Origin of the sequence: Paenibacillus sp. MAEPY2, assembly GCF_000499205.1 — a bacterium.
Classification (GTDB): Bacteria; Bacillota; Bacilli; order Paenibacillales; family Paenibacillaceae; genus Paenibacillus; species Paenibacillus vandeheii.
The window spans coordinates 231,462-251,589 of the sequence record NZ_AWUK01000017.1; the positions used below are offsets into that span (position 1 = coordinate 231,462).

The following is a 20,128-nucleotide window of genomic DNA, read 5'->3' on the forward strand; positions in this document are numbered from 1 at the left end:
TTTTATTTATCCCTCCGCCTCTATCCCACCAACCTATCTACCAATTCAACCGCACAAAAAAAGCATGCAAATACCTGCATGCCTTCTATTCTGACCCGCGCTATTGCAGGCTATTGCTCATTCTTCTTGTTCAAAGCTTCATATAGAATTGCCAGATTCCGCTCAAGCGCGCTTACCAGCTGCTTACCAGCACCTTCTGGAAGAAGCCCTGCACGAACAGCAAAATCGACTTCCTTGGAGAACCCATACATCTGTGTATCCAATACTTCCTCATAGAGAGGGCAGTAGCGGGTAGCCAGATTCTCCATCTGTACTTCAATAAGCTTCTGTATTTTATCTGCATCTTCTTGAAGAAGACTGATCGCTTTCAAGTGCAACTGGTCCTGCAGATCAGATGAAGTCATGCATTTTTCCCCCCTATGTCCCAAAAATCGCGTAAAGACGTTCTACCTCTAATATTAGACGAAATCAGGAGCTAATACAAGAACCTGACCAAAATAACCATACATTCTGAAGAGCTTTATTCCTGCATAATCCCCCTATTTTACAGAGGTCTTGCCGAACACCTGAATGATCTCATGCCAAAAAAGCACCTCTGCCATAATAGGCAGAGATGCTTCTTAGTGCCATTACTCGGATGCGATACTCACATTCAGTCCATGTTTGGCAAATACTTCTGACATAGCTGCTTTGGCTTCAGCTGCATCCGGGCCATGAACGTGCAGTTCATAGCTGTGCGTGCTGATCAGCGTTGTAAACAGCCCGAGAATACTTTTTACATCGATATACTTGTTCTCTGAATGAAGTACGATTGAAGAAGTAAATTTGCTCGCTGTTTGAGCAATTTCAACTACCGCTGCGTTATTACTCGACATAGGAATCCCTCCGTCTTTTCACTTTTGGTATCATCTATTAATTACCACTACATGATACCGTGAATCCGCTTTCCTAGCAACAGCAAAATACTGTTCCTACTTCAGGTTATCCGGATTAAGGCATTCCAGCTCAGGAATAACGAAAATACCGTCTTTACGGATCAATACATCGTCAAAATAAATCTCGCCACCGCCGTAGTCTGGACGCTGGATCAACACCAGATCCCAGTGAATGGATGAGCGGTTTCCATTATCTGTTTCTTCATAAGCCTGTCCTGGTGTAAAGTGCAGGCTGCCTGCGATTTTTTCATCAAACAGAATGTCCTTCATCGGATGCAGGATATGTGGATTGAATCCAATCGCGAATTCACCGATATGACGGGCACCATCATCTGAATTCAGAATTTCATTCAGACGTTCTGTGTCGTTGCTCGTTGCTTCAACAATTTTACCGTCTTTGAAGGTGAATTTGATATTCTCAAAAGTAATTCCGTTATACAGCGTTGGCGCGTTATAACTAATCGTTCCGTTCACGGAATTACGTACAGGGGCACTGTACACTTCGCCATCCGGAATATTTTTTTGCCCAGAACATTTCTCTGCACCGATATCTTTAATGGAGAAGCTCAGGTCTGTTCCCGGTCCAGTGATACGCACTTTGTCTGTGCGTTTCATCAGGTTAGCCAGTGAATCCTGCGCTTTATCCATTTTGGCATAATCCAGGTTGCATACGTCAAAGTAGAAATCCTCAAACGCTTCTGTGCTCGTATTAGCCAACTGTGCCATGCTTGCATTCGGGTAACGAAGCACAACCCATTTCGTATGTTTTACCCGTTGCTCGCTATGTACCGGATGGGAATAAAGTGAATTGTACATTTTCATTTTTTCTTCCGGTACATCGGACAGATCATTCACGTTCTCCCCTGCACGAATACCAATGTAACAATCCATTTGTTTCATCCGGTTCAGATCGATCTCTGCCCAGGTTTTCATCATCTCTTCTGTCGCATTTTTGAACATCGCACGCTGTACTGTCTTGTCAGTCAGCTGTACAAAGACGTTACCGCCCTTTTTGCCTACTTCTTCAATAATTGCATTAATCAGATCACGTTCTGTACCGATCATCTCTACCAGCACATTCTCGCCGGGTTGTACATCTACAGAATAGCCCACCAGATTGGCTGCGAGCTTCTGAATTCTTGGGTCCTTCATCTTGTAAACTCCTCCTGTCATCTGCCATTCCTGAATTGAACAACGGTAAATTACGATACTATTGTAGCACGCTACAACAATCCCGTCAGCAGGCAGTCCCACAATTCATTTACTCATAGGCCCTGAAGTTTACATCTGTGACAAGGGCTTCTTTATTCTTTTTGCTGTTCATATCCTTATAGCTCACCTGGCTTTCTGAGGACAGACGCAAGGGCAAGCTGGTTTTCCGATCTACGGTTAGATGATATACCGTATGTACCTCGGCCTGTTTCATCATCTCTTCCATCGATGTTTCCCCTTGCTCCCACACTTTGCTCAGATCCTTCTCAAGCTCCTCCTGACTGCCTCCCTTAACTGTAGCTGCCTTGTGCATATACTCAGCCCGGATTGCGTTCATCTCGTCGTTAAGCTGCGCGAGCGCCCAGGTTTTGGCATCTTTCGGTTCGAGTTCAATCCGCAGTATTTTTGTTCGACGGCCTGAACCGTATTCGGACTTTATCGTTTTGTTCAACCGATCGATACTTTCCATTTGTGCAATGGGATTAAAGCGGGACAGCGAGCCGCGGAGAGGCTCATGCTCGGCAGTTAAAGCCATCCATTGTCCTTGTTTTCGTACAAAAGAAGCGCTAAATCCGCTTGGTTGACCGCTATTGTTAACAGCCTTGGCATTCACTCCTTTTACTCCCGTTCCGGCAGCAGTCACAGCTCCAGGTAGTCTCGTTTGCAAGGTCAAGCGGTCATGATCCTCCAGTTTGCCTTCAAATTTGAACTGATTTTCGAACAACCCGCTGCTTTCACGTCGCAGTCCCGCTTCCCCGTCAAAACTCAGCTTTTCTTTGCCTGCTATTCCTGATAAAGCCAGTGAGAATAATTCCTCGGGACTTCGATCACGCTCTAACAATCCACAACCAGGAGCACATAACACAACAATACTTAGAATCAACAATAGCCCACGTATAGACCGACGCTTCAACATGTTTTATTCCACCCTTCCGTCAACTTTCTCCATAGCCTGCCCCTCCCTTATTTGCTTATACTTCCTTCCTTTGGCATCGCCATTTCAAAAAATAAAGAGAGGACGACTCCGCAATCGGAATAGTCCTCTCTTAACGTGTAACTTCCTGTTCTTCCATGACGATCCGGTTTCGACCGCCATGCTTCGCATCGTACAGAGCCATATCAGACCGGTAAAATAACGATTCCACACTGACTTTCTCATCCATCCAGTTCCATTCCGCAATACCACTGGATACGGTCACCGGAGGCCTTGTCTCTTCAGCAACCCTCGTGCGAATGATCTCGGCATATTCCAGTGCCTGACGAGCACCAATCTGGGGCATATAGATGGCCAGCTCTTCCCCGCCCCATCGGGCGCAGATGTCCTCAGGTCTGACAGAACTCGTTACAATATCGCTCACCTGCTTCAACACCTGATCACCTGTTTGGTGCCCAAATGTGTCATTCACCTGCTTGAACTGGTCAATGTCCACAACCACCAGCGCCCCACAGAAATCATGGGTCTGACGTTCGTGGATCACACTATCCAGGTAATGCCTTACATACAGCCCTGTCAGCATATCCAGGTTTGCCAAGCGTCGTACCTCGGCATGAAGTGTTGCATTGGAAAGGGCAAGTCCTATATGAATGGACAGCATCTGCAACAGACGATAATTATCGTACGAAAAATACTGTGTTTTGGGATGTCCCAGCAGAATGGCGCCCTTCACTTCACCATTCACCCGAACGGGCGAAGCTATTAGTGACATAGAACCGGTAATATCCATGAAGACGGATGACACTTTATCATAATCCGCATAATTGGATAGAATGAGCGGTTCTTCTGTCTCATACAGCACCCCTGCGATTCCGTAGTCTATTGGAAATGATTTGCGGCATAACTCATTTACATTGGATGACATCACTTCGAAATGACTCGTAGTGTCATCCAGTTGAAGGATACAGCAGGATTCAGCCTGAAAGATGTCCTTCAACTCCTGCTCGGAGAATTGATAGATCTCCATCAGCTGCAGGCTCTTATTCAAACGTTGTGTCAGATCATTGATTAGACGAAGTTCCTGGATTAACATATTCGATTGCTCGTGCAGCTTGGCATTTTCAAAGGCAGTTCCGGCTGTATCCGCCATCATCGTAATGAGTTGCAGATCCGAATCTTCCATTAACTCCTCATTCATCTCAATGTGAAATACACCATAGATCCCTTGCTTGCCTTTTAGAGGAAGGCCAACCTCCAGAATGCGATGCTCACCTTCACGTGCCCGAACAACAATGAGCTTGCCCTCCATGAACGATTGTACACAGATGTCTTCTCCACGTTCATGAACAAGCAGCGGCTTGATGCGAGGGTTAAGGCTGCTCTGATCCTGAGACATATACAGTGTCATGCCCGTCGTTGGATATAAGTAGTCAATGCTGTCAAACACTTCATCCAAAATGGCGTCCACATCCATCTTGTCATGCATCCGTTGAACGATTTGGAACAGAATCGACCTTCGGTGTTCTTCACGAGCAGTTTGTTCATGAGCATGTAACATGTCCGTCATAAATATGTATTCAAATCTTCGGTAAAAGCAGGTACGATAATGCAATGCCTCCGATCGAACAACGGCTTCAGACGTGTCATCTCGATTTTGCTCGTAGGTTACAGCAGTGAAGACAGCAAACATATCCTTGTTTGTCCTGGAGAAAAGTGGCTCAGCCATTAGATGATATTCTCCATTTTCAGTGGTTCCACGTAACGACTGTGCCTGTCCCGATTCAAGACATTGCATTACAGTCGAATGTACGTCCAGCGGAGGAGCCCCTTCTTTTCCTTGCCCCATACAGATCCCTTCTGTATTCCATACGTTGTATATTATCGATGATCTGTCTGAGTGTGGCCGTCGTTGGGTATACCAGTCGGTATACGCTTGCTGCAGCAGGCCTCCCAGATATGAAAAATCAAAAGGTGTGATATCCATTTTTTGCATCCAGAATACATGCGCTTCGTGAGGAGCGGCAGAAGATGCGGAATCGCCCGAACTTCGCGAATTCAAGCTGGCGGGTTTACTTCTTAGATGTTCTAACATGTCAGGCGCTCCTTTGCACCGTTTTTGCATCCACTCGGATGCATTAATCTGCAGACGTTATCGCAAACCTGCAAATTCTATGCGATAACCTTAATGTATAAGATCATTTAAAGTTAAGATACAATCTATTTTACTCTCTTTAAAGGTTTTTTGCATCCATATTTCAGAAAATTGTCCCATTATTTTGGGCCTAAGGACCTATCGACAAATTTAGACGTTTTTTTGCTTTTATCACATGCTTGACTTTGGTTCTAGTAAACTGTAAAATAAATTGTTGATGAAGACTACTAATGGGTCTTTAAATTTGGGCATTACCGGTTGTGTCACCCTCATTCTTTTTGTTGCTTTCAGGACAGCGGCTGAACTTTCCTGATCGTTTTATGCGAGGCTTAGCCCGCATCAACAAATTGGAGCGCAAACAGAGCCCTATATGAACTTTAACTAAAAAGGAGCTACTTTAAACATGGCACGTTACACTGGTCCTAAATTTAAATTGAGCCGTCGCCTCGGCATTTCCCTGAGCGGAACAGGCAAAGAATTGAAACGTCCTTTCCCTCCAGGTCAGCACGGAGCTAACCAACGGAGAAAAATCAGCAACTACGGTATGCAATTGCAAGAAAAACAAAAACTGCGTCACATGTACGGTTTGGGCGAGAAGCAATTCCGCACTCTCTTTGCTAAAGCGCAAAAAATGCAAGGTATCGCGGGTGAAAACTTCATGTTCTTGCTTGAGAGCCGCCTGGATAACCTCGTATACCGCCTTGGATTCGCTAACTCCCGCGCTGGTTCGCGTCAGTTGGTATCCCACGGTCACGTAACTGTAAACGGCAAAAAAGTTGACATCGCTTCTTACCAAGTAAGCACTGGCGACGTTATCAGCCTGCGTGAAAGAAGCCGCGGTCTTTCTTCCGTTAAGGAAGCTATTGAAAACCGTTCGCATCTTCCGGCATACGTAGAATTCAACGATACTGCTCTGGAAGGTAAATTTATTCGTTTGCCTGAGCGTTCGGAATTGTCCCAAGACATCGACGAAAAACAAATCGTCGAGTTCTACAACCGTTAATCGTTGGAATTTCATTAAGCTTTACTCCAAACAGCTGTCGAGATTTTCTCGGCAGCTGTTTTTTTTATTACAAAAGAAACACCAGGGAAAGAACAAGGAGGTCGTACCTGCACCTGATGCATGGATACGCCCTCCTTTGTATGGTTAGTCATCTATTTCCATTCACACTTGCATGCTCAATACTTCCACGTTTTACTGAAATTCTCCACGTCTTCTCATGATATGTAATTCAATTCCGTATGATATATATCATAATCCAAGAAAGAATGGCAATTTTCGACCATTGCATGTATTTCTCAGGCATGCAAACCAGCCTTTTTATGCTATAATAAGTGCTGTTAAAAGGAGGAAGACACTGAATGGTTGATGTTAATAAGAATAAGCCCGATGAACAGCCTGCACGCAAGCGCAGCTTTGCCCGCAGACTGGGTAGTTTCGTCAAATGGATGGTTGTCCTGGGATTCATGGGGGTACTATTTGTAGGCGGTGCTCTGATGGGATACGTCAGTTCCATTGTGAAAGACGAACCCGTCCGTTCAAGGGCGCTGATTGAACAAAAAGTCAGCGAAAACTCCATCACAGGCTTTGCTTACTTTGCCGACGGCAGCCCGATCGGTCAATTACGAACAGAAGAAGACAGGCGTCCGGTCACGTTTGACCAGATTCCGCAAAAGGTTATTGATGCAGTCATTTCGATTGAAGACAATCATTTTTACGAACATAAAGGTGTAGACATGAGCGGAACGCTCCGTGCCGTGAAACAGAAAGTGCTGAAAGAATCTGTTCAAACGGGCGGAAGCACACTGACTCAACAATTGGCCCGGCGTGTATTCCTCAATCTGGATCGAACCGAGGACCGGAAAGTGAAAGAAATATTACTCTCGCTCCGACTCGAACGTTTCCTGACCAAAGACGAAATTATGACAGCGTACCTGAACAAGGTTCCTTTTGGTAACGGCTCCAGTGGATATAATGTATATGGAGTCAAGGCAGCTGCCAAAGGACTGTTCAATATCAATGATTTGAGCAAATTAAACACAGCTCAGGCTGCTTATCTTGCAGGTTTGCCTCAGCTTCCCTCCTCTTACTCTGCCTTTAATGGAAAAGGTGATTTTGTTGAGGATAATTTTGAGCGTGCAATCAATCGTCAGCATCTGGTCTTGCGTCGTATGCTGGAACTGGGCAAAATCGATCAATCCGAGTATGACGAAGCTCTTGCTTTTGACATCAAGAGTTCACTCGCACCCAAAACCATCAAAGCTTACAATACTTATCCATACCTTATGATGGAAACGGAACGACAAGCTGCACAGATTTTAATGAAGCAACTGAATTCGGAAAAAGCTGAAGGCACTGATGCCAAGGCAGATACAGGTACGGATTCGGATACGGGTACCGATACACCGCAGAAAGAAAGCAGTGCCCTGCTGGAAGAAGCCCAGATGCAGTTACGTACAGGTGGATACCGCATCTATACAACCATCAACAAGAGTATCTACAAAACCATGCGTACCATTGCTGAAGATGACAGTAATTTCTCTGCTGACGATCCCGTGAAGGGAAAAGAACAGACAGCTGCCATGCTGATTAATCACAAAACAGGCGCTATTCTCGGCATGATTGAAGGCCGTGATTTCCAGGATGAGCAGATGAACTATGCAACCCAGATGGTGCGTCAGCCAGGTTCAACCATGAAACCTATTGCTGCTTATTTGCCTGCACTGGATGAAGGACTTGTTCAACCCGCTTCCATTATTGATGATTCACCGATTATTCTGAAGGACGGTCCGAATGGATTCCATATTCCGAAAAATGCCAACAATCGCTACCAAGGACTTGTGACTGCCCGCAGAGCACTCAACTACTCGCTGAATGTGCCTGCATTGAAGCTGTTCAACGAGGAAGTTGGCATCGACAAATCATGGGCTTTTGCCAAGAAGCTGGGGATTACCACCATCCAGCCGATTGATTACCAAGCTCAGACTGGTGTTCTTGGAGGACTTCAGTACGGTGTTACCGTCGAGGAGCTTACCAATGCCTATGGAGCCATCGCCAACAATGGTGTGTACAATGATTCCTATATGATCAGCAAAATTGTAGACTCCAATGGCAATATCGTATATAAACACGATGCAGAACCTGTTCAGGCCTTCTCGGAACAGACGGCATACCTAATGACAGATATGCTTCGCACCGTTATTACGGAAGGTACAGCGGATAAAGTTCGTGAAAATTACAAGTACTCCAAAAGTGTGCCAATTGTAGGCAAAACGGGTTCAACCCAAAACTATGCGGATGTCTGGTTTGAAGGCTATACGCCGGATGTCACACTAGGTGTATGGGTGGGATACAAACAGCCGGTAAATACGCTGGAGACCAGATCACAGAAGAAACGTGCCCAGCAGCTGTGGACCCAAATTATGAATCAAGTCATTGCTACAGATAAAGAGATGTTTGTAACCGATTCGTTCAAGAAACCATCCGGAATCGAGACACGAACCGTATCTGCTTATAGCGGCAAATTGCCAACATCTCTGACGGACAGATTTGTCACTGATATTTTCAATAGCAAATTTGTGCCGAAGGATAGCGATGATGGCGTCGCAAAAGCCAAATATATCACTTACAATGGTGTCAACTACATTCCGCGTGATGAAACGCCTGGAGACATGACGAAGGAGAAAACGGTCGTCAAGCGCAAAAAACCGATCTCTGATCTCATCAAGGAACTTCAAAGTGCATTCTCACGCATGAGTCGTCATGAATCATTGGCTTATTACCTGCCGGAAGATGCTGATGCAGACATGCCGACACAGATCGATCCAAGAACAGATAACGGCAAGGCACCGGATGCACCAGGCAATGTAAGAATTTCCGTTGCTAACGGGAATGCTGTCATTACGTTTAATGCCACACCGGAAAGTGACGTGGTAGGTTATCGCCTGTATCGCTCAGTAAATGGTGCCGGATTCCAAAATCAGGGGCAGGTTGTCCTGACAGGTGAGTCCAGATCATTCAGCGCTTATGCACAAGGTGGGGACTTTGCATTCTACGTTACAGCAGTGGATGTCGCTGGCAGAGAGTCAGCTCCTAGTGCAGCAGTTAGCAGTGCAGGAGTGGCACAGCCTCCTCCAGATGAAGAGATAAATGAACCGATTAATGTTCCGGGAACGGTCGTTACACCGGAAGATTCCCAGAATGAGAACGCCGCAACTACGGCTCCGGCTACACCGGGCCAAGTGAGCGTGTCGGCGCTCTCCCAAGGACTTCGCATTCAGTGGGCCTCCAATCCGGAATCGGATGGCGTTCAAAGTTATGCTGTATATTTTAGTGAAACGGGGGCAGCCCCATACACCAAAATTGGCACAACTTCAGGTACCTCCATGGACTACGGAGTGCCTGCATCCACCAGTGGATGGTTCAAGGTATCTGCCAGCAACAGTATAGGCGAATCTGAAGCGTCCAGTGCCGTGCTTTTCCAACCGTAATACAGAGTTATCAAGATTCCACTTTTAACCCCATTCTCATATGTTGAGGATGGGGTTTTTGTTTTGCATTGAAGCATTGAACCCAAAAGCAAAAGCCTGATCCGCAATGAAACACGGATCAGGCTTTGCATTGGTATCATGGGGCAGGCAGACGCGCTGCATCCTACTCGTTTACTCTTTAGTCTTCAATGGTCGATAGATCGCCTGTCGGCAGATCCAGCTCCCAGGCTTTCAACACGCGGCGCATAATCTTGCCGGAGCGGGTCTTGGGCAGTTTATCCTTAAACTCAATCTCACGGGGAGCAGCGTGGGCAGACAAACCTTCTTTTACAAATCGATAGATCTCTTCCTTCAGCTCCGGTGTCGGCTCATAGCCCTCACGCAGTGCCACAAAGGCCTTGATGATCTCTCCACGAGTTACATCCGGTTTGCCGATAACACCTGCCTCTGCTACCGCAGGGTGCTCTACAAGCTTGCTCTCCACCTCAAAGGGGCCAATTCGTTCCCCTGATGAATTAATGACATCATCAATCCGGCCCTGGAACCAGAAATAGCCATCTTCGTCCATATACGCAGAATCACCGGATACATACCAGCCAGAAAGTCGGAAATACTCCTCGTATTTGGCCGGGTTATTCCAGATCTTCGCCATCATGGACGGCCAAGATGTACGAATTGCCAGGTTCCCCATACTGTATGGTGGCAATTCCTGTCCTTGATCATCAATAATGGCTGCATCAATTCCCGGTAATGGACGACCCATGGAACCTGGTTTGATCGGCATGCCCGGATAATTACAGATCAGCTGTCCACCCGTCTCAGTCATCCACCAGGTATCGTGAATTCGCTGACCATAGGCTTTCCAGCCCCAACGAACGACCTCCGGATTAAGTGGTTCACCGACGGACATGACGTGACGAAGACTGCTCAGATCATGCTGGGCAATGGTCTCTTCGCCCGCACCCATCAGCATCCGGAAAGCAGTCGGCGCACTGTACCATACGGTGACTTTATTTTTCTCAATGGTGCTGTACCAGTCTCCTGGACTAAATCGTCCCCCGCGAATAACGTTGGTCACGCCATTCAACCAGGGTGCAAAGATCCCGTAGGATGTACCTGTGACCCACCCGGGATCAGCTGTGCACCAGTATACGTCATCTTCGCGCAAATCCAGCACAACCTTGCCGGTATAATAATGCTGAATCATCGCATTCTGCACATGATATACACCTTTAGGTTTACCAGTAGAGCCGGATGTATAGTGAATCAACAGACCATCTTCACGAGTCAGCCATTCCACTTCCATATCGTCCGAAGCTTGCGACATCTCAGTATCAAAGTCGATGAGTCCTTCTTCCGTCTGCGGACCGCCACCCACAACAAAGATATGCTTGAGTTCCGGCAATTCGGAACGTTTAATTCGTCCCAGCAATTGAGGGGTAGTCACCAATGCCACAGCTCCGCTATCCTCCAGCCGATCCTTCACCGCAGTTTCCATAAAGGCTTCAAATAGCGGACCTGCAATAGCTCCAACCTTCAATATGCCTAACAGACTGAAATAGAGCTCAGGACTGCGAGGCATAAAAATAAATACCCGATCTCCCTTGGCTATGCCATATTTGCGCAGTACGTTACCGAAGCGACTCGACTGCTCGCTCAAGTCAGCAAACGTATACGCCTCTTCACGAGAAGCATCACTGTATAACAGTGCCGTTCTTCCGCCTCTTCCTTCCAGCACATGACGATCTATCGCTTCATGCGCCATGTTGACTTTCCCGCTGGCGTGCCACGTAAAGTGCCTTTCAACCGATTCCCAATCAAACCGGCTTCGGGCCTCCGTGTAATCGCCCAGATTAGATTCAGACACAACCGTTTGCAGCATCTCACCATGTGCTTGACTCATGCTTGCCAGCCTCCTTCAACTCGACATTTCGATTCCCATTATGGGTACTTCTGATTGCCTTTGTGTTGACTGAACTTCCAGTTAGCGCTTACATTAGTAGAGAGAACTTCTCATCATGTACTTGCTTGGCCAAACCGATGAACCCAAACTGCAGTTGAATTGTGAACATTTTTTGTCTACGCAATTATAGCAAATCTTTTCAATCATCGTCTACGGCTTTTCAAATTTTTGGTTTTTTGCTATAAGTAGGGGGAGAGAGGAGCATGAACCATGGAGCATATTAAGAAGCATCATGTGCGTTCCATCTTCAAGTCCGGCCACCGAATCATCATTGAGGGACCTGTTCAGGCCGAGACGATTAAGCAGCTTGAATTTCATACCGATCTCGATGCCTTCAGGCGCCCTTCGGAACAGCAGGAGGCATTAGCCGAAATTGCCGCCTTGCCCGAAGGTCGAATCATCATTGCACGGGAAAATGAGACCATTGTCGGTTATGTGACTTTTCATTATGCAGATGAATGCGAACGATGGTCGGAAGGCAACATGACCGATCTGATTGAGCTGGGCGCCATCGAGGTTGCCGATTCCTATCGTTCTCTCGGGATTGGACGCGAGATGCTGCTCACTGCGTTTGAAAACGGACAGATGGAGAAATATATCATATTCACAACGGAATATTACTGGCATTGGGATTTGAAAGGCAGCGCCCTTTCCGTATGGGATTACCGCAAGATGATGGAAAAATTGATGCAAACCGTAGACATGACCTGGTACGCCACTGATGATCCCGAGATCTGTTCACATCCGGCAAACTGCCTCATGGTCCGTATTGGCAGCCAAGTGCCTCTTGAATCGGAAGAACAGTTCGACCGTGTGCGATTCCGCCATCGTTTTATGTACTGATTACGAATCCACATGGATGATTTTGAAATAGGTATACATAGATAAACCGCCCCTTCGTGAACAGTTTCATCATGGATGATCTGCTACGAAGAAGCGGTTTTTTGTTGCCTTTTTAACCCTCTGTCACACTCAAAACGTGCATATCTTAGGTCTACATATGTTCCAGAATATGTTCCACAATTCGGTGGGAACGCTGGGAAGACTCCACCGTAAACTCGGCAAAGTTTACATGCGCTGATCCATCGGCTTTGTCAGACATAGCACGAAGTATAACGAAGGGAACACGGTTCATGAAGCTTACTTGCGCTACGGCAGCCCCTTCCATCTCCGCACACGCCCCATCCATTTCAGTATAAAGCATTTTCACGGTATCCTTGCTTGCAATGAATTGATCTCCTGACAGCACTTTACCGATCAGATAGTTCGCTCCCTGCGCTTTGCAGGCTTCTTCAGCTAATGTGATAAGTGATGCTTCCGCAGGGAAGGCAGACGTCTCCTGGTAAGGAATAACCCCGCGCTCGAATCCAAGTGGGGTCACATCCATATCATGCTGTACACATACCGACGAGATAACCATATCCCCAATGTTTAATTCCGGATTAACTGCGCCCGCGACACCTGTGAAAATAATACGGTTTACCTGAAAACGATCAATTAGAATCTGTGTCGTCACAGCCGCATTCACTTTACCTACGCCTGATTTGCAGACCACAATCTGCTTACCCAACCATTCGCCAGCGACATAGGTAATTCCGGTTTGTTTTACAGTCTCCAGTTGCTTCATACCAGCCAGGAGAAGTTCTACTTCCTCATCCATTGCACCAATAATGCCGATCGTTTCACGCATATTCCGACCTCCTGTATACATTCTGCATGTTGAACCTGACCTTGTCCCATCCAGTATGATTTTCCGTTTAAGCTCAAAGCCCCATTCAGCACAAAAGCTCCGTTTCCGGAGCTTCCGTAATTCCACTATGTAGAGAGAATGTCTTCTCCCTTTCTTATTTAAACTACGTCTGCGTGGCTTACAGACAGACGGAGAATCGTTTCATGCGGCAAAATAACCCGTGGGTTCTCCACATTTTCCTTCTTCATCAGTTTGGTCAGCAAACGCATTGCTACAGCGCCCAGGTCATACATCGGTTGAGCTACCGTGGTCAGCTGAGGACGGACCATGGAAGCCATACGGATGTTATCCACACTAATGATGGAGAAGTCATCCGGTACTTTCAGACCTTCATCCTGAATGCTGTGAATAGCACCAATCGCCATCTCATCTGTTGCAGCGAAGATTGCCGATGGTTTTTTCTTCAATCCGAGGAAATACTTCATCGCTTCCACACCAGACTCATAACGATAGTTACCAATGCGTACGAGATCTTCCTGGTATTCCATACCTGCTGCTTCAAGTGCTTTCTTGTAGCCTTGGAAACGTGCATAACCGTTGGCAGGATCCTGCAATGTACCACTGATCATTGCGATTTCCTTGTGTCCGTGACGGATCAATGTGTTTACAGCGTCAAATGCCGCAGCTTCATGATCGATATCTACAGAAGGATACGTGCCCTTCTCGTCACTTGTTGCACAGAGAACGATCGGCACAGCCGCTGACTGGAACGCCTGAATATGCTCGTCCGTTACCGTTCCACCCATGAAGAGCAGACCGTCTACCTGTTTCTCCAGCAGCGTGTTAATTACACGAATTTCTTTTTCTTTCTTCTTGTCCGCGTTACACAAAATAATGTTGTAGTGATACATATTCGCAATATCTTCAATCCCGCGGGCAATCTCTGCAAAGGTTGAGTTCGAAATGTCCGGAATAACGACCCCGACCGTGGTTGTCTTCTTGCTCGCCAAACCTCTGGCTACCGCATTCGGACGATATCCCAACCGATCGATGGCTTCATATACTTTTTTGCGCGTCTGTGGCTTAACATTAGGGTTATTATTAACAACCCGTGATACCGTTGCCATAGAGACACCGGCTTCACGTGCCACATCATAAATGGTTACCGTCACAGTACTTCTCTCCATTACCAGTAAATTTTCATACCATTTTCATTAAGATTTATATTACGACAAATTTATGCATTAATCAATTAAAATAGGCTTTAGGACTCACGCAGTGCTTTCGTGATTGTGGTTGAAGTAATATCCGAGTGGGAAGTATGCCATACAGGAATTCCCTTTTTGACTAGAATCGCCTGCGGTGATTCGTGCTTAACACCCAGCTTGTCCGCTGCTTCGTTGGATACAGGGCGATCTTCCACTACATAGATGATACCGTATTTCACTTGTTCATTTGGACTATTTTGCAAATAATCGTTCATCTCCTGATAGGCGTTCGCGCTGATCGGGCAGCGTGTACTGTGCTTAAACAGAAGCAAGGGTTGATCCTCGGTAGCCTCCACTGCGGAGTTTAGCTGTTCAATACTTGTCATTTTAGTCATGTCAGCCATTTGATATACATCCCCCTTTACCAGGAATACCGCTATGTTGAGCGTTTTCACTCTACGATATCTTAACAAAAAGCGGGCGAAAAAGCCAATTTTCATGAAAACAAGCATTTTGCACGTCAAAATTAGACAGCATTCGAGAAATGCGCCTGCCATACAAATCCGGATAATTGACCCAATCTGCGCTGTGTTGTTTCGATCCATTCCTCATCATTAGACTTTTGGGCGTACCCCATAATGTCCAGCAGCAGGTTAATTCTCTCTTCCACAGCACATTGCATCCGATGCTCCATCTCTCGATCCGTAGCGTCAGGCCAGGCCAGAAGCTGCTCATGAAAAAGGTCTGCAAGTTCATTTCGCTCTCCAAACGATACATCCTGTTTAGCAGGTTGTTCCCCAAGTGTACTGATGCACTCTTTCAAATCCGGCTTGACCGGCTGAAGCACTTCATAGGAAACGCAGTCTGTACAAGCAAATACAGGTACGTTACGAATCTCCACCTTTTTGGCGTATACCACCGTTCTTAATTCAAGTTCCATTACATGTCCGCATCTGCACGTCTTACGCACAGTCATCACCTCATTCGTTCTATACTCTTATATAGATACCATTCGACCTATTTCCGCTCAAATCCTGCTATAAACCATAGGTTGAACAAATTACCACTACCTCCAGATGAAGGTTGTCGAATGCAGGCATACATTGAGTTGGAATCGCTTACGTGATGGAGAAAATGCATGACAATGAAGTCACTGTGAGAATCTGTTACAATAAGGACGCTATGTACTAATTACCGCAAAAGGAGAGATGATGAATGAGATTAACAGGCAAAAAAGTCATCGCCCTGGTCGATGAAGAATTCGAAGATCTGGAACTGTGGTATCCGGTGCATCGTGTCCGTGAGGAAGGCGCTGAGGTGCATCTCGCCGGAGAAAAAAAAGGTAAAATCTACATCGGTAAATATGGTGTTCCCGCCGAAGCGGAATACAGTTTTGATGAACTGGATAGTTCACAATACGATGGTATTCTTGTACCCGGCGGTTGGGCTCCGGACAAGCTTCGGCGCTACCCTAAAGTAATTGAACTGGTTAAGGAAATGCACTCAGATCGTAAGCCTATCGGACAGATCTGTCATGCAGGGTGGGTGCTGATCTCAGCTAAAATACTGGATGGGGTTACGGTCACATCTACGCCTGGAATCAGAGATGACATGGAAAATGCCGGGGCTATCTGGAAAGATGAAGCCGTTGTTGTGGATGGACACATCATTTCAGCTCGTCGTCCACCTGACCTTCCTCCGTATGGCAAAGCATTTTGCGATGCACTTGCTGACAAATAAAGCAAAGCCCCACACCATTATGGCGTGGGGCTTTATGCTATGAAATAAAGACTATTTTCCAAAATTGTACAAAAGTTAATATTTTCACTTAAAGGTATTTATTTGAAAATATCCCTTTTAAGATGCATTCGATCCACTCTGTTCATCCGGACTGCCCATCGAATCATTGAAGACCTGCAGACGTTGTTCGATATCTGCACTTGTCCGCAGGGTGAAGCAATCATGTGCTGCCTCTTTGGCAGCAGCGGCTGTCGTATTCAAGACCCTGTGCTTCACACGCAGCAAGGATTGCGGGGACATGCTCAGGTTGCTAATTCCAAGCTCAAGCCACAGGGGAATCGAACGTTCGTCTCCTGCCATCTCACCACACACACTGATATCAATCCCTGCCGTATGAGCCGCCTCCACTGTCGCGCGCAGCATGCGCAGTACAGCCGGATGATACGGATGATACATATGTGCAATCTGCTCATTCATTCGATCTACCGCCAATACATACTGCACGAGATCATTCGTACCAATGCTGAAGAAATCCGCTTCCTCGGCAAGCAGGTCGGCTATCATCACCGCTGCCGGAACCTCAATCATGATGCCCACCTGAATATGCGGATCATACGGCAATTGGCGCTCATCCAGATCGGACATCGCTTCACGGAGGATTTCATTGGCCTCCTGAAGTTCTTCTACCGAAGAGATCATCGGGTACATAATTTTGACATTGCCTGCAGCACTGGCGCGCAGAATGGCTGTAAGCTGTGTTTTGAACAGATCTTTACGGTCCAGGCTGATCCGAATCGCTCGATATCCCAGAAACGGGTTATCTTCTTCGGGAAGTTCGAAATAGTCGAGCTGCTTGTCACCACCGATATCGAGCGTACGAATGACGACAGACTGACCTGCAGTTTTCTCAGCGACAAGACGATAAACCTCATACTGTTCCTGCTCACCCGGGAACGTAGCCCGATCCATGTACAGGAACTCTGTCCGGAACAAGCCGACTCCCTTGGCCCCGTGTTTCAGTGCCAAATCCAGTTCCTTAACGGAGCTGATATTGGAAGCCAGATGCAGAACGGAGCCGTCTTTGGTTACGGCATCGACTGTTGCAAGTACCTGCAGCTGTTCTTTTTTCTTCAATTGTTTGCTGCGAATCATCGTGTAACGCTCAATCGTCTTGCGATCCGGCTCCGTAAAGACGAGGCCGTTATCTCCATCCACAACCAACATATCTCCGGTCTCTACCGGCATGCCAAGACTCGCTTCCAGACCGGAAACGAGAGGAATACCAAGGGCACGAGCCATAATGGCCGAATGTGACGTTTTGCCTCCGATGAGTGTCACAATGCCCAGCACGTGGGTTGGATTCAAATGAGCCAATTGAGAGGGAGACAACTCTTTGGCCACGAGTATATACGGCTGGGTATCCGATGGGAGCGTAATTTCCGGTGCGCCCAGCAGATGTTTTAACAAGCGGTTACCCACGTCCTTGATGTCGATGGCCCGTTCCTTCATATACTCGTCGTCGAGCAGGTCAAACATAGTGACAAAATGGTCGATGGCTTCTTTGACGGCTACTTCTGCCGCCTTGTACTGCCGTTCAATAATACCGCGAATTTCGTTCATGAATACCGGATCTTCCAGAATGGCCAGATGCGCATCAAAGATGCTGGACTCTTCAGGACCGACCACTTCCTTGAACTCGTTCTTGATATATTCAATCTCATCCTTTGATGTCCGTATGCCCTCGTACAGCCGTTCGAACTCTTGGGCGAGATCCACCGAATCCATCTTCTGATCCGGCAGATCCCATTCCCAACTGGGCAGGACAAATGCTTTGCCGATGGCTATGCCTGCAGCGCCGTTGATGCCTTGTATCTTCATTCTACCCCTCCAACGTTCCTGTCATAGAGCACCACGGACATAACGGATGCCTGACCTTTCTTAACTTGCTTAAATGGAGCAAAGCTCCATGATTTGACTCGATCTGGATTCGTGATTACCATTGGTGTCGTCAGCGATGCCGCCTCGGCTCGCAATACAGCCAGATCAAACTTGATTAACAATTGCCCCGGCTCCACCGTATCCCCTTCCTGAACAAAGGCTTCGAAATGGCCTTTGAGTTGGGAGGTATCGATACCGATATGCAGCAGGACTTCAAGTCCTTCCCGGGTTGAAATGCCCAGAGCATGCATCGTCGGATACAAGTGCATAATTGTTCCATAGACAGGTGAGACGAGCTCTCCCTTTTCCGGGACAAAGGCTACGCCATCGCCCACAAGCTTGGCTGCAAATATCTGATCTGGTACCTCTTCAATCGGTAACATTTTACCCTGCACAGGAGCACAGAACAGAACCTGCTGCAGATCGCGTTCGAGCAGCTTGGCAATCTCTTCCCGAATCAATTCCGAGTAGGTGCCAAATACCACTTGTACGTTACCGCCACCCAGCTTGATGAGACCTGCGGACCCCATACTCTTCATTGCACCTGTATCGATTAACCGATCATTATGCACCGTGAGGCGAAGTCGCGTAATGCAGGCCTCTACCTGCACAATGTTTTCTTTCCCGCCCAGCGCTTCCAAAATGAGAGGAGCCTGATACGGAATGTTACCTACCCAATCTTCCAGCATGGAGCCCTCTTCACGCCCTGGAGTTGGAATCTTGAACGTGCGAATCGCCCACCTGAACAGGAAATAATAGACCAACCCATATAGTATGCCAATCGGTATGAGCTTCCAAGCATTCTCCGATAGATGGAAATTGAGTATGTAATCAATAATGCCAGCCGAATAAGAGAACCCATGGCGTATATCAAGCCAGTAACTGATCCACATTGCAAGTCCCGACATGACCGCATGCACGATGAACAGATAAGGTGCTGCGAACAAAAAGGCAAATTCGATCTGCTCCGATACCCCTGTCAGGAAACAAACGAGTGCGGAAGTGAGAAATGTTTTTTTGATTTTCGGCTTCAGGTCTTCCCTCGCCTCCTGAATGATCGCAAAGGCAATCGCTGGAATCGCAAACATCATGATCGGGAACAAACCAGCCATAAAAAATCCTGCTGTTGGATCACCTGCAAAAAATCGCGGTAAATCTCCTTGAACAATGTTTCCATCTGCTGTCTCATACGTCCCCAGTTGGAACCAAAATACATTGTTAAGCAGATGGTGCAATCCGAAGGCAACCAATACCCTGTACAGAACCCCATAAATGAACAGCCCAAAACCGCCGAGACTGTATTCCCAGGTGGCGATGGCGTTCAATCCATGTTGAAGAATGGGTGCAATCCATAACATAAAGAAGGAAAACAGGGCTGAGCAGAGTCCAACAATGAGCAAAACAAACCTGGAACCACCGAAAAATTGTAAAATTTCAGGCAGTTTAATGCTTTTGAACCGATTATGCGTCACCCCGGCAAGTGCGCCGAGAATAATTCCGATTAAGGAAGCAGGTTGAACGGTGCCATCGCCGAAGTTGCGAGTCACCTGATCATATATCACAATACCAGCCAGAGCGGCGAGTCCCGCTTGTCCGGCCTGGTTGGAGAGTCCCAGCGCTACGCCGACAGCAAACAAATACGGCAAAAAATAAAAAATGCCGTGTCCGGCCACGGTAGACACTTCACCAACAACTTTCAATCCCCAGGCGTCCCAGGGCAAACTGCCAACACTCAGCAAAATTGCGGCGGCGGGCAGGACCATTGTAGGCAGCATTACCGCTCGTCCGAGCTGCTGCAAGGATCCGAGCCAATTCATGGCGACCTCTCCTTTCTATCCTAGATGGTAAGCTTTACGCAACGTTTT

16 protein-coding genes are annotated in these 20,128 nt (G+C 47.0%); 4 read left to right on the forward strand and 12 right to left on the reverse strand.

What is annotated here, in order from left to right; translation table 11 throughout:
- Positions 1–110: 110 nt before the first annotated feature.
- From P364_RS0116160 to P364_RS0116180, 5 genes are all read right to left on the reverse strand, one after another.
- Entirely contained in the window at positions 111–404 is a 294-nt protein-coding gene (locus tag P364_RS0116160; RefSeq protein ID WP_024631139.1) for a YlaN family protein, read from the reverse strand.
- Positions 405–629: 225 nt separating this feature from the next.
- Positions 630–875 (reverse strand): HPr family phosphocarrier protein, encoded by a 246-nt coding sequence (locus P364_RS0116165; protein WP_024631140.1) that lies wholly within the window; start codon positions 873–875, stop codon positions 630–632.
- A 96-nt stretch (positions 876–971) separates the two neighbouring features.
- A complete protein-coding gene (locus P364_RS0116170; protein WP_024631141.1) occupies positions 972–2,087 on the reverse strand; it encodes an aminopeptidase in 1,116 nt (371 codons plus the stop codon).
- 109 nt (positions 2,088–2,196) lie between these two features.
- Positions 2,197–3,063, reverse strand: coding sequence for a hypothetical protein (locus tag P364_RS0116175; RefSeq protein ID WP_024631142.1), 867 nt, complete (start codon positions 3,061–3,063; stop codon positions 2,197–2,199).
- 130 nt (positions 3,064–3,193) lie between these two features.
- On the reverse strand, positions 3,194–5,173 hold the full coding sequence (locus P364_RS0116180; RefSeq protein WP_024631143.1) for a sensor domain-containing diguanylate cyclase: 1,980 nt from the start codon (positions 5,171–5,173) through the stop codon (positions 3,194–3,196).
- Between the two features lie 463 nt (positions 5,174–5,636).
- On the opposite strand from P364_RS0116180, the gene rpsD reads away from it, so the two are divergent.
- Both rpsD and P364_RS0116195 read left to right on the forward strand, forming a co-directional pair.
- Complete coding sequence (rpsD, locus tag P364_RS0116185) at positions 5,637–6,236, forward strand: 30S ribosomal protein S4 (RefSeq protein ID WP_024631144.1); 600 nt, start codon at positions 5,637–5,639, stop codon at positions 6,234–6,236.
- Between the two features lie 359 nt (positions 6,237–6,595).
- Complete coding sequence (locus P364_RS0116195) at positions 6,596–9,724, forward strand: transglycosylase domain-containing protein (protein WP_024631145.1); 3,129 nt, start codon at positions 6,596–6,598, stop codon at positions 9,722–9,724.
- Between the two features lie 178 nt (positions 9,725–9,902).
- Here P364_RS0116195 and acsA read toward each other — a convergent pair whose 3' ends face one another.
- A complete protein-coding gene (gene acsA / locus P364_RS0116200) occupies positions 9,903–11,627 on the reverse strand; it encodes an acetate--CoA ligase (RefSeq protein ID WP_024631146.1) in 1,725 nt (574 codons plus the stop codon).
- A gap of 270 nt (positions 11,628–11,897) precedes the next feature.
- Here acsA and P364_RS0116205 point away from each other — a divergent pair, with 270 nt between their 5' ends.
- Positions 11,898–12,530 carry a GNAT family N-acetyltransferase gene (locus tag P364_RS0116205; protein WP_024631147.1) on the forward strand — a complete coding sequence of 211 codons (633 nt, stop codon included), beginning with the start codon at positions 11,898–11,900 and terminating at the stop codon, positions 12,528–12,530.
- A 151-nt stretch (positions 12,531–12,681) separates the two neighbouring features.
- Here the strand turns inward: P364_RS0116205 and P364_RS0116210 are convergent, their stop codons facing one another.
- The 4 genes from P364_RS0116210 to P364_RS0116225 form a co-directional block, all read right to left on the reverse strand.
- On the reverse strand, positions 12,682–13,377 hold the full coding sequence (locus P364_RS0116210) for a 5'-methylthioadenosine/adenosylhomocysteine nucleosidase (protein WP_024631148.1): 696 nt from the start codon (positions 13,375–13,377) through the stop codon (positions 12,682–12,684).
- 158 nt (positions 13,378–13,535) lie between these two features.
- Positions 13,536–14,549, reverse strand: a complete 1,014-nt coding sequence (gene ccpA, locus P364_RS0116215) for a catabolite control protein A (protein WP_024631149.1) — start codon at positions 14,547–14,549, stop codon at positions 13,536–13,538.
- A gap of 92 nt (positions 14,550–14,641) precedes the next feature.
- Entirely contained in the window at positions 14,642–14,989 is a 348-nt protein-coding gene (ytxJ, locus tag P364_RS0116220) for a bacillithiol system redox-active protein YtxJ (RefSeq protein WP_024631150.1), read from the reverse strand.
- Positions 14,990–15,111: 122 nt separating this feature from the next.
- On the reverse strand, positions 15,112–15,525 hold the full coding sequence (locus tag P364_RS0116225) for a hypothetical protein (RefSeq protein WP_052016637.1): 414 nt from the start codon (positions 15,523–15,525) through the stop codon (positions 15,112–15,114).
- A gap of 275 nt (positions 15,526–15,800) precedes the next feature.
- Between P364_RS0116225 and P364_RS0116230 the strand changes: the two genes are divergently transcribed.
- A complete protein-coding gene (locus tag P364_RS0116230) occupies positions 15,801–16,325 on the forward strand; it encodes a type 1 glutamine amidotransferase domain-containing protein (protein WP_024631152.1) in 525 nt (174 codons plus the stop codon).
- 117 nt (positions 16,326–16,442) lie between these two features.
- Here P364_RS0116230 and ptsP read toward each other — a convergent pair whose 3' ends face one another.
- Positions 16,443–18,203: a phosphoenolpyruvate--protein phosphotransferase gene (gene ptsP, locus P364_RS0116235; protein ID WP_024631153.1), complete on the reverse strand. Its 1,761-nt coding sequence runs from the start codon at positions 18,201–18,203 to the stop codon at positions 16,443–16,445.
- Positions 18,200–20,080 carry a glucose PTS transporter subunit IIA gene (locus P364_RS0116240; RefSeq protein WP_024631154.1) on the reverse strand — a complete coding sequence of 627 codons (1,881 nt, stop codon included), beginning with the start codon at positions 20,078–20,080 and terminating at the stop codon, positions 18,200–18,202. The genes ptsP and P364_RS0116240 overlap by 4 nt, the downstream gene beginning before the upstream one ends.
- Positions 20,081–20,128: the final 48 nt, after the last annotated feature.